Raw genomic sequence first — 11,294 nt, 5'->3', positions numbered from 1 at the left:
CCCCCTCTTCCTCCTTCTCTCCTCTCCTTCTTTTTTTTCCCTCCCCCCCCCCCCCCCCCCCCCCCACGCCCAACGGGCGCAGGCCTTCCGGGAGGACGGCCGAAGCCGGGCGGGAGCGATTCGAGGCTATCGGAGGGGTGTCAGGCTTCCGCCTTGTACCGGCAGCCCTTGCCCGGCGGTGTTTCCGGCGGTCCGGCAAAACACTGGGCAATCTGCATCCAGCTGACGGCGGCCCCGCCTGACAGCTGAAGCCTGGTGTCTGCAATGCTGCGCACCTGGGTGACCACCTGGGCAAACTCCACCGCAGAGCCTTTGACAAAACCCGCCTCCTGCGGCGTGTTCCACTCCCAGACCGCCCCGGACGGCCCGGTCAGCTGCACAAACGGCGCAGGCTCCGGCACCGCCAGCCCGCGGTTGCGGAAACTCCAGCCGTAGGTCGCCACCCCGAGATGCGCGATGTTGCGGATGCGGTCCTTCTCCTGCCGCTCCCGGCCGAGGAGGTCGAATATCTCCTGTCCGTGCGCCCAAGTCTCCATCTGCCGGGCAGTGACCGAGCTGAGCGCGCTCATGTCCGGGCCGATCCATTGCAACCGCCGTTTGGGATCCGCCTTGGCAAAAGCATCGGCACAGGACTCCGCCCCGAGCCGCCAAGCTTCGAACAGCGCCCGCCCCGACAGGCCGTTCAGCCAGGGAAATTGACAGTCCAGGATGGGCTTGCCCGCCTGCATGTCCCGCCGCACTGTCGCAATGAAAGCAGTAAAGGCCTCGTCTCCTTGCAAGGCAGTCTCCGCTGCGGCGTTGAACAGATGCAGATGTCCCAGCACGTGATCAATTGTCCACCCCTTGAACTGGGTCGCGCGGTGGAAGCCGGCCTCTGGCAGGTCCTTCACAATCGCCGCCAAAGCGCGGCTTTCGGCACGGAAATCTTCGGCCTGTTGCATGTCTGCTCCCCGGTTCAGTCCGGCTTCAGACTAGCGGCCGGGCAAAAAGGTCAGAACCCTGAACCGCACGTCACACACGTAAAAATGGCGCTACCCTTCGGACATCGCCTGGAACGCGCGCCCCGCAGCCTCGAAGTTGCGGCAGAGCGGCGCGGTAAGCCTGGACTGTGCAGCATAGTAGGCACCGGTCCGGCACAGCTGCGCGGCAAACTCCGGATGCACCCCGGCATCATCATATTTGCGCACCCGCTCCTGGCTGAGCCAGCCGCGGCTTTTGACCTCTTTCTGGATCAGCTCCAGCCGCTGGATGCAATGCAAGGCGGTGTAGGCCGAAAGATACTCCAAATACGCGCCGATCTCATGGCCGCAGCCGGGGTCGAAAGTCTCGATCATCACATCGGCCATCTTGTCCGGCGCAATGGGCCATGTCTCATCCCCGATCAACCAGGCGAAATCCTCGGCCCCGTGGCGCAGGCCCGCATATTCGAAATCAAACCAGCGCACGAACCCGTCGTCCCCGATCGCGGCATTGCCCGCGCGGCAGTCCCATTTCAGAAACTGAACGCCGGGCTGTTCCACGAATTCGGCCACTGCCGGGTAGTCGAATGAATCGGGGATGCCCATGGAATAGGCTTCCAGAGCCCCGGCCGAGCTGACAAAATTGCGGATCCAGCTGCGGTTGGCGCCAAGATGCGGCAGCACGCTGTTCAGCTCTGTCTTGCGGGCGGCCGCCTGGATGCGGAAGATCGCGGCGCAAGCCTCTGCTGCCAGTTCCAGCTGATCGTCCGGCGCATGTTCGATGATCTCTTCGCTGAGCCGGATCTGACCGCTGTCGGATTGAAACAGAACGTCATTGTGAACACCCAGCACCTGCGGAATGTCATCGCAATGGGGCGCCAGCTGCTCAAGCACGAAGGCCTCCAGATGGGTACGCCGGAAGTTGGCACGCAGGGTGGCGATCACGGTGCGGCCGCCGAAATGCAGCCGCAAGGAGGAACGCGACTTTCCGCCCGGCGCCGAGATTTCCTGCGGCTCTTCACCCAGAACCGCGCGGGCCGCCCCCGCGATATACGCGGAGCGGTCGTCAAACCTGCCATCAGCCATCCCAGGTACCCTTTTCCACCTGCCGCCCGAAACCGGTGCGGTTTCCCCTTTATGAGGTCGCACTCTGGCGGCAAAAGACGGCGCTTTTCGGGACAGATCTGGGCTTTTCCAGCGCTTCAATGACCGTTTCGGACGTTGGCGGCCGGCCCGCATTGGCCGATTGGAAACAAAAACTGGATAATGCCGCCAGAATCAGGCGGTTTGTTTCCCGATCCGCTCCGTGTTCGATGAAAAATTGCCTAAAATACGACGAAAGTTTGGCCTCTCCAGCCCGTTTTCCTAGGCTCGCTCAATCCGCGTTTGCGGGTGGCGGAAAGCTGCAGCGCCGCTTTGTTTCAAGAATTTTTCTGGGAGAAGAAAAAAATGGGCCGGGGACATTATTCAAATGGCTGGGGACGCGGGGATGCGTCCTGGGGCGGCAAGCAGGCTTGCGGCGGCAACAGCTATTACAACGGCGGCGTGCAAGGCGGGCATTTCGGCCGCTGGTACGACAGCACCCTGTCTGACCGCTTTGGCTGGAAAGGCAAGGGCAGCCAAGACTGGTGGCAAGAAAAGGACCAGGACGGAACCGGAGACACCAATGGGTCCGGCGTTGCCGAAGGGTCCGGCGGTACCAAGGGGGCCGGCGGAACCAAGGGCTGGGGCGGAAAGAGCCATCACGGCAATAAGCACTGGTGGTACCGCGAAGAAGACGATTGGAACGGTAGCGGGACTGGCGGATCAGGCGGCACCGGAGGCTCCGGTGGATCCGGCGGCACCAAAGGCTGCGGCTCTGGCACCAAGGGAACAGGCACTGGCGGATCAGGCACCGGCGGTTCGGGTGCCGGCGGTTCTGGATCCGGTGGCACCAAGGGGAGCGGCGGCACCAAAGGGTCCGGCGGAACCAAGGGGAGCGGCGGCACCAAAGGGTCCGGCGGAACCAAGGGCACTGGAGATGACGGCGGCAATGACGGCAAAACCTCGGTCGCATTCGAGATCGGCGGCAATGGAGATCCCAGTGTCTCTGTTGAGGTGCTGCAGACCCCGCAAGGGCAGCTGTTCATCAAAATGGAACCGACCTCCTGGGATGGCGAAGTTGCAGATATCGACGGGCTGTTTTTCAACATGACGGATGACGCCAGCGTCGACGGGTTGAATTTCTTCCCGGATGAGAACGCGCTGCCGGTCACCGGCCATGCGGCCAGTGCCAATGCGGTCAATGCGCTGGACACCGGCACCACCGTGCCCGGCAGTTTTGACGGCATGGTGCAATTCGGCCAGGAGCCGGACAGCACAGACGGCACCGTCACCAACGCCAACTTCACCCTGTGGTCCGACGCCGGGCTGACACTGGAGGACATCGACCTCAGCAGCATGTCGCTAGTGGTCAGCAACCCGGACGGCTCGCAGCAGGTGCTGGAGGGCGGCTATGACCCGGCGGCGGCAGCCAGCAGCGGTGCATCCTATGCCAATGGCGGGGTAACAGGCGACGGGCTGAGCAACTGGTATGACGCCAATCTGGCCGGCCAGTTCCAAAGCGGCGGCGAGCCCGGCACCGAAGATATCATGGCGCTGATGACCCAGCCGGTAGGCGGCACCATGCCCGGCAGCGGGACAGAGGGCAGTATGGAAGATCTTTACGAGATTGTCTGAGGCGGCCTGAGATATTCTTCACAACCAGCAGGGGGGCGCAACCGGACGCCCTCCGGTCGTTACAGGCCGTGTCAGGGCAGCGGATCCGTCTTGAACAGGCGGATTTTCAAGCCGCCATGCGCAACTGGGGCGCCAAAGGGCAGGAACGGCAGGTTTGCAGCCTTGGCCAGCCCGGTTTCCGAGGTGACAATACCCACGCGCCAGCCGGAAAAGCGCTCCTTCAGCACCTGCCCCAATGCCCCATAGAGGGCAAACAGCAGTTTCTTGTTGCCGATCCGCGCACCGTAAGGCGGGTTGACGATCACCAGGCCGGGCGGACCGTCCGGGCGCTGCAGATCGCTGACGGCGGCTTGCGCAAAGCGGGTGCAATCCGCCACGCCGGCGCGGTCCGCATTGGCTGCGGCCATTTCAACCGCGCCTTCGTTGCGGTCAGAGCCGTGGAACAGCAGATCTGTATCGCGGATTTCGCCTTGCTGCGTCAGCGCGGACCAGGCCGCCGCATCAAACGTGGCCAGCTTTTCAAAGGCAAAGCTGCGGCTGCGGCCGGGCATCAGGCCTTTGGCAATCTCTGCCGCCTCAATCACAAAGGTACCGGAGCCGCACATCGGGTCCACCACCGGCTCAGCCCCGTCATAACCGCATTCCCGCAGGAACAAGGCCGCCAGGTTTTCGCGCATCGGTGCCTTGCCGACGGCGGATTTATGGCCGCGCTTGTGCAGCCCCTCGCCGGACGTGTCGACGCTGAAGACGCAGAGGTTGTCCTCGATCCTCAGCTTCACCGTCAGTTCCGCGTCCTTGGTCACCGGCGCGCCGAGGGTCTCGGCAATTGCCTTTTCCACCCGCTGCGCGGCGGCGCCTGCGTGGTAGATCTTGGATTTCTTATTGGTGGAAACCTCCACCTTCACCGGCACATCCGGGCGCAGGACGCCGCCCCAGGGAAACTTGCGCGACCGCTTGTCAAGCTGGGCCAGGTGGAAGGCGCGGAATTCACCGATCCGGGCCAGCACCCGGGCAGCGCCGCGCACCGACAGGTTGGCGCGCCAGACCTCGGCCCAGCCCCCCTGCACCGTGACCCCGCCCGGAACCGCCTTGGGCGCGGCGAACCTCAATTCCTTGGCCTCGGCCAGCAGCGCCTGTTCCAGTCCCGGCGGTGCGGTGAGGAATATTTCGAATGTGCTTTCATGCGTCATGGCGCCTGCTTAGCCGTAAAGCCGAGGCGCGGCGACTGTTTTTTCAGCGACCGCATAGGGGGAAACAGCCGCAGCGCCACAACTGCTGATGCCGCAGCGCGGCATGCCGGACACCTTCCGGTAAGGCTGCTGAAGTCCGTAAATTTATCATTAAAAACAGGCGATTAGTAGTTACTAAAAAATTAGTTTGACAACATATTCCAACTTATGAAAGCTCTATGCCAGTCAGGTGCAACAGGTGCATAACTGGCCTTAAGCGACTTTCAGGGAGGAAAGGATGCGTAAGTATCTTTTATCCGCAGCCGCCGTTTGCGCGATGGTTGCCGGATCAAATGGCTATGCCGACGAAATGGCGGCCCAAAAATGGATTGATGAAGAATTCCAGCCGTCGGTGCTGACCAAGGATGAACAGCTGTCTGAGATGCAGTGGTTCATTCAGGCGGCCCAGCCGTTCAGCGGCATGGAAATCAACGTGCTGTCGGAAGGCATCCCGACGCACTCCTACGAATCCGAAGTGCTGACCAAAGCCTTTGAGGAAATCACCGGCATCAAGGTGAACCACCAGATCCTCGGCGAGGGCGAAGTGGTTCAGGCCGTGCAGACACAGATGCAGACCAAGCGGAACCTCTACGATGCCTATGTCAATGACTCCGACCTGATCGGCACCCATTCGCGGCTGCAGCTGGCCTATAACCTGACCGACATGATGGCAGGCGATTTCAAGGACGTGACCAACCCGGGCCTGGACCTCGATGATTTCATGGGCACCCAGTTCACCACCGGCCCGGATGGCGATCTGTACCAGATGCCCGACCAGCAGTTCGCCAACCTTTACTGGTTCCGCAAGGACTGGTTCGACCGCGAGGATCTGCAGGCCGCCTTCAAGGAAAAATACGGCTATGACCTGGGCGTGCCGGTCAACTGGTCGGCTTATGAGGACATCGCCGAATTTTTCAGCGAGGACGTCAAGGAAATCGACGGCACCACGATCTATGGCCACATGGATTACGGCAAGCGTGCGCCGGATCTTGGCTGGCGGATGACCGATGCATGGCTGTCGATGGCCGGTGCCGGTTCCAAGGGTGAGCCGAACGGCGTGCCGATCGACGAATGGGGCATCCGGATGGAAGCAGGCACCTGCAACCCGCAGGGCGCCAGTGTCTCCCGCGGCGGTGCCGCCAACGGCCCTGCAGCGGTTTATGCGATCCGCAAGTGGGACGAATGGCTGCGCAAATACGCGCCTCCCGGTGCGGCGTCTTATGACTTCTACCAGTCGCTGCCCGCTCTGGCGCAGGGCAACGTGGCGCAGCAGATCTTCTGGTACACTGCGTTCACTGCCGACATGGTGAAGCCGCAATCCGAAGGCAACAACACCGTGGATGGCGACGGCAACCCGCTGTGGCGGATGGCGCCCAGCCCGCACGGCCCCTACTGGGAAGAAGGCCAGAAGGTCGGCTATCAGGACGTGGGGTCCTGGACCTTCCTGAAATCCACCCCGGTGGACCGTGCCCAAGCGGCCTGGCTTTATGCGCAGTTCGTGGTGTCGAAGACCGTGGACGTGAAGAAATCGCACGTTGGCCTGACCTTCATCCGCGATTCTTCGGTAAACCACGAAAGCTTCACCGAGCGCGCCCCCAAGCTGGGCGGCCTGGTCGAGTTCTACCGCTCGCCCGACCGCGTGGCCTGGTCGCCGACCGGCGTGAACGTGCCTGACTATCCGAAGCTGGCCCAGATCTGGTGGCAGCAGATCGGCGACGTCAACTCCGGCGCCTTCACCCCGCAGGAAGCGATGAACCGTCTGGCCGAGGAGATGGACATCACCATGGCCCGGATGCAGCGTGCGGACGAGCAGGCGAATGTCTATGGCGGCTGCGGCCCGCGCCTGAACGAAGAGAAGGACGCGGAATGGTGGTACGCCAATGGCGGCGCCAAACCGCCGCTGGAGAACGAAAAGCCTGCAGGCCAGACCGTCAACTATGACGAGCTGGTAGCCCGCTGGGCGACTGAATAAACTCTCCTTCCGGTCCGGCCAGGCTGCTCATTGCCCGGCCGGGCTGAACCCAGGCCCCGGAGACCGGTTTCCGTCTTCCGAAGCCAGCTTCCCCCAAAAGACTGCGCGCCCTGCCCGCTCTCTGCACCTGCGCGCAAACAGGCCGCCTGCCGGAAAGTCAAAGCAAGATGGCACTCGAACTTAAGGGTGTGACCAAGCGCGTCGGCGCCATTCAGCACATCAAGGACACCTCGCTGGTGCTGGAACCCGGTCATTTCAACGTCCTCCTCGGCGCCACTGGCGCTGGCAAGACCTCACTGATTAAACTGATGGCGGGCCTCGACCCGATGGCCAGCGGCCAGGTGCTGATGGGGGGCGAGGATGTCAGCCGTCTCAGCACCCAGAAGCGCAACATCAGCCTGGTGCATCAGTTTTTCATCAACTACCCGCATATGACAGTGTATGAGAACATCGCCTCGCCGCTGAAGGTGGCGGGCATGGCGAAATCGGAACTCGAGGCCCGCGTCGAAGAAGCGGCCGATATCCTGCAGCTGAAGCCGATGCTGCACCGCCGCCCGCACGAGTTGTCGGGCGGCCAGCAGCAGCGCTGCGCCCTGGCCCGAGCGATTGCCAAGGAAAGCCGCGCGGTATTCCTGGACGAACCGCTGGCCAACCTCGACTACAAGCTGCGCGAAGAGCTGCGCGGCCAGCTGCCCGAGCTGTTTGCCGGCCGCGGCGCGGTGGTGGTCTATGCCACCTCGGAACCGGAAGAGGCGCTGCTGTTGGGCGGCAAGACCGCGCTGATGCGCGACGGGCGTGTGACACAGTTCGGCCCCACCGCCGAGATCTACCGCAACCCCGGTAATGTGGATGCGGCGCGGGTGTTTTCGGATCCGCCGATCAACACCGCCGAAATCACCAAACAGGGCCGCATGGCCCGTCTGGGGGCCGGCGTCACCTGGGAGCTGGCTGGGGCCGCCGCGAATCTCAGCGATGGCACCTACACCATCGCCGTGCGCCCGCACCACGTGCTGCCCATCGCCCGCAACAGTGCACAGGTGCAGCTGTCCGGAAAGGTGCAGGTGACCGAGCTGTCCGGCTCCGAAAGTTCCGCCCACTTCGACATGGGCACAGGAACAGGTGCCGGCAGCTGGGTGTCGCTGGCACATGGCGTTCACCCCTACCGCGTGGGTGAGTTGCACGATTTCTACATGGACCCCGCTCAGGCCTATTTCTTTGCCCCTGACGGCAGCCGCGCAGCGTGAGGCATAAATGGCTAAAATAACTCTCTCAAAACTGCGCCACAGCTATCTTTCCACGCCCAAGTCCGACTCGGACTATGCGCTGAAGGAGATTGATCTGGATTGGAACGACGGCGGCGCCTATGCGCTGCTCGGCCCCTCCGGTTGCGGTAAATCCACCCTTCTGAACATCATCTCGGGACTGCTGGTGCCGTCCGAAGGCCAGATCCTGTTCGACGACAAGGACGTGACCGCCCTGCCCCCGGATCAGCGCAACATCGCCCAGGTGTTCCAGTTCCCGGTGATCTACGACACCATGTCGGTCTACGACAACCTGGCCTTCCCGCTGCGCAACCGCGGCCGGGACGAGGCCACGGTGCATGCGCGGGTGATGGCGATTGCTGAAATGCTCGAAGTCACGGGGATGCTGGAGCAGAAGGCGGCGGGGTTGTCACCTGACAATAAACAGAAGATCTCGATGGGCCGCGGGCTGGTGCGCGAGGACGTGAACGTGGTGATGTTCGACGAGCCGCTTACGGTGATCGACCCGCATCTGAAGTGGAAACTGCGGAGCAAGCTGAAGGAGCTGCACCAGCGGGTGAAGGCGACGATGATCTACGTCACCCACGACCAGACCGAAGCGCTGACCTTCGCCGATCAGGTGGTGGTGATGCAGCTTGGCGAGGTGGTGCAGATCGGCACGCCCGTCGAACTGTTCGAACGCCCCGCGCATACTTTCGTTGGCCATTTTATCGGCTCACCCGGCATGAACATCCTGCCCTGCGAGCTGAAACAGGGGGCCGCAATGTTTGCAGGCCAGCCAATTGCGCTCGAAGGCCCGGTCCAAGGTGCCGCCAACGGCCAGACCGAAATCGGCATCCGCCCGGAATTTGTCGCGCTGGCGGACCACGGCCTGCCGGCCACAGTGACCAAAGTTTCTGATGTCGGCCGCCACACAGTGGTGGAATGCGAGGCCGGCGGCCAGCGCATCAACGCCGTTGTCGAAGCAAACGCCCCGGCAAAGGGCAGCACCGTGTATCTGGCCTTCCGCCAGGACATGACCCGGCTTTACGTGGATGGCTGGCTTGCCACCTCTCCCGCTGCAGACGAACAAGGAGCAGCCTGATGAAAACCGAAAACCAGAAAGCCTGGTTCTTTGTGCTGCCGGTGCTGCTGCTGGTCGCCTTCAATGCGCTTATTCCGATGATGACGGTGGTCAATTACTCGGTGCAGGAAACCTTTGGCGACAACGTGTTCTTCTGGCAGGGGCTGGACTGGTTCCAGCAGATCCTGCGCTCGGACCGGTTCCACGCAGCACTTGGCCGCCAGTTCATGTTCACCTTCCTGATCCTGATCATCGAGGTGCCGCTGGGCATCGCGATTGCGCTGTCGATGCCGCGCAAAGGGTTCTGGGTGCCGGTGTGCCTGGTGCTGATGGCATTGCCGATGCTGATCCCGTGGAACGTGGTGGGCGCGATGTGGAACATCTTCACCCTGCCGGACATCGGCCTGCTGGGCTACTTCCTGAACCACACGCTGGGCATCAATTACGACATGACGCAGGATCCCATCGCGGCCTGGGTGACCATTGTCACCATGGACGTCTGGCATTGGACCTCGCTGGTGGTGCTGCTGAGCTATGCAGGGCTGGTGTCGATCCCCGACGCCTATTACCAGGCGGCCAAGATCGACGGCGCCTCCAACTGGGCGGTATTCCGGTTCATCCAGCTGCCGAAGATGAAGACGGTGCTGACCATCGCGATCCTGTTGCGGTTCATGGACAGCTTCAACATCTACACCGAACCTTTCGTTCTGACCGGCGGCGGCCCCGGCAACTCCACCACTCTGCTGTCGATCGACCTGGTGAAAATCGCCCTTGGCCAGTTCGACCTCGGCCCTGCCGCCGCCATGTCGCTCATTTATTTCGCAATCACGCTCCTGGTCTCCTGGCTGTTCTACACGCTGATGACCAAGGACGATCTGAATTAAGGGAAGGGAACATGCAGAAACGATCCATCGTCCCCATCGTCTATATCCTGTTCCTGATGCTGCCGATCTACTGGCTGGTGGCAATGAGCTTCAAGACCACAAATGAAATCCTGTCGGGCTTCTCCTTGTTCCCGCAGACCTTCACGCTGGAGAATTACGAGACCATCTTCACCGATCCCAGCTGGTACTGGGGCTACATCAACTCGATCCTCTACGTGTCGATCAACACGGTGATCTCCATCGCGGTTGCGCTGCCCGCGGCCTATGCCTTCAGCCGCTACCGGTTTCTGGGCGACAAGCAGCTGTTCTTCTGGCTGCTGACCAACCGGATGGCGCCTGCTGCGGTGTTCGCCCTGCCGTTCTTCCAGCTCTACTCCGCGGTGGAACTGTTCGATACCCACCTTGCCGTTGCGCTGGCCCATTGCCTGTTCAACATCCCGTTGGCGGTCTGGATTCTGGAGGGCTTCATGGGCGGCGTGCCCAAGGAACTGGACGAGACCGCCTTTGTCGACGGCTATTCCTTCCCGCGTTTCTTTGCCACGATCTTTATCCCGTCGATCAAGGCAGGCGTCGGCGTTGCCGCCTTCTTCTGCTTCATGTTCTCCTGGGTCGAACTGTTGCTGGCCAAGACCCTGACCGCCGTTGCTGCCAAGCCGATTGCCGCCACCATGACCAAAACCGCGTCTTCTGCGGGCTATGAGCTGGGGCTTCTGGCAGCCGCGGGCACGCTGACAATCATTCCGGGCGCCATAGTGATCTGGTTTGTCCGCAACTACATCGCGAAGGGTTTCGCGATGGGGAGGGTGTGATGCTTTCATGGATGGCCTGGACCTGGCCCACAGCATTGGTCTTTATCGGCATCTTCACCGCCATCGGCATTTTGGTCGCGGTTGAGATCCGCCACCCCGGCGGCAATGCGCGCAAGGGGGTGCTGGGGCTGGCAACAACCCGCGGCGACCGGCTGTTCATCAGCTTGCTTGGCACGTCCTACATCTTCCTGGCCTGGCTGGGGCTGGTGGGGATGCCGCTGTGGTGGCCGCTGGCGATGGCAATTGCCTGGGGTGTCTTCTGCTTCTGGAAAGTCTGACGCTCGCAAGCCTCAAACACAACCTGGACGGGCCTTGAAGGCGAACCTGCCTTTCAAGGCCCTCTCAGCGGAAGCCAGAACAATTGCGCCAGACGCCGTCCCAAAAGACTGGCGCGTTAC

At 62.1% G+C, this 11,294-nt stretch carries 10 protein-coding genes; 7 read left to right on the top strand and 3 right to left on the bottom strand.

Annotation, left to right across the window (positions count from 1 at the left end):
- Positions 1-140 precede the first annotated feature (140 nt).
- A complete protein-coding gene (locus AC0KW6_RS15975) occupies positions 141-941 on the bottom strand; it encodes a TIGR03084 family metal-binding protein (RefSeq protein ID WP_474035378.1) in 801 nt (266 codons plus the stop codon).
- A gap of 90 nt (positions 942-1,031) precedes the next feature.
- Entirely contained in the window at positions 1,032-2,045 is a 1,014-nt protein-coding gene (locus tag AC0KW6_RS15970; protein ID WP_474035377.1) for a hypothetical protein, read from the bottom strand.
- A gap of 363 nt (positions 2,046-2,408) precedes the next feature.
- Between AC0KW6_RS15970 and AC0KW6_RS15965 the strand changes: the two genes are divergently transcribed.
- Positions 2,409-3,677, top strand: a complete 1,269-nt coding sequence (locus tag AC0KW6_RS15965) for a hypothetical protein (protein WP_474035376.1) — start codon at positions 2,409-2,411, stop codon at positions 3,675-3,677.
- Positions 3,678-3,748: 71 nt separating this feature from the next.
- Here AC0KW6_RS15965 and AC0KW6_RS15960 read toward each other — a convergent pair whose 3' ends face one another.
- A complete protein-coding gene (locus tag AC0KW6_RS15960) occupies positions 3,749-4,867 on the bottom strand; it encodes a THUMP domain-containing class I SAM-dependent RNA methyltransferase (protein ID WP_474035375.1) in 1,119 nt (372 codons plus the stop codon).
- 277 nt (positions 4,868-5,144) lie between these two features.
- Between AC0KW6_RS15960 and AC0KW6_RS15955 the strand changes: the two genes are divergently transcribed.
- From AC0KW6_RS15955 to AC0KW6_RS15930, 6 genes are all read left to right on the top strand, one after another.
- Complete coding sequence (locus AC0KW6_RS15955) at positions 5,145-6,878, top strand: ABC transporter substrate-binding protein (RefSeq protein ID WP_323784084.1); 1,734 nt, start codon at positions 5,145-5,147, stop codon at positions 6,876-6,878.
- A gap of 167 nt (positions 6,879-7,045) precedes the next feature.
- Positions 7,046-8,122, top strand: a complete 1,077-nt coding sequence (locus AC0KW6_RS15950; protein WP_474035374.1) for an ABC transporter ATP-binding protein — start codon at positions 7,046-7,048, stop codon at positions 8,120-8,122.
- Positions 8,123-8,129: 7 nt separating this feature from the next.
- Positions 8,130-9,224: an ABC transporter ATP-binding protein gene (locus tag AC0KW6_RS15945; protein WP_474035373.1), complete on the top strand. Its 1,095-nt coding sequence runs from the start codon at positions 8,130-8,132 to the stop codon at positions 9,222-9,224.
- Entirely contained in the window at positions 9,224-10,087 is an 864-nt protein-coding gene (locus AC0KW6_RS15940; protein ID WP_474035372.1) for a carbohydrate ABC transporter permease, read from the top strand. Before AC0KW6_RS15945 ends, AC0KW6_RS15940 begins: the two co-directional genes overlap by 1 nt.
- An 11-nt stretch (positions 10,088-10,098) precedes the next feature.
- Positions 10,099-10,896: a carbohydrate ABC transporter permease gene (locus AC0KW6_RS15935; protein WP_474035371.1), complete on the top strand. Its 798-nt coding sequence runs from the start codon at positions 10,099-10,101 to the stop codon at positions 10,894-10,896.
- On the top strand, positions 10,896-11,174 hold the full coding sequence (locus tag AC0KW6_RS15930; protein WP_474035370.1) for a DUF2160 domain-containing protein: 279 nt from the start codon (positions 10,896-10,898) through the stop codon (positions 11,172-11,174). Before AC0KW6_RS15935 ends, AC0KW6_RS15930 begins: the two co-directional genes overlap by 1 nt.
- Positions 11,175-11,294 lie beyond the last annotated feature (120 nt).

Source organism: Leisingera sp. SA215 (genome assembly GCF_055902035.1).
This window is presented reverse-complemented; position numbering and strand designations above follow the sequence as displayed.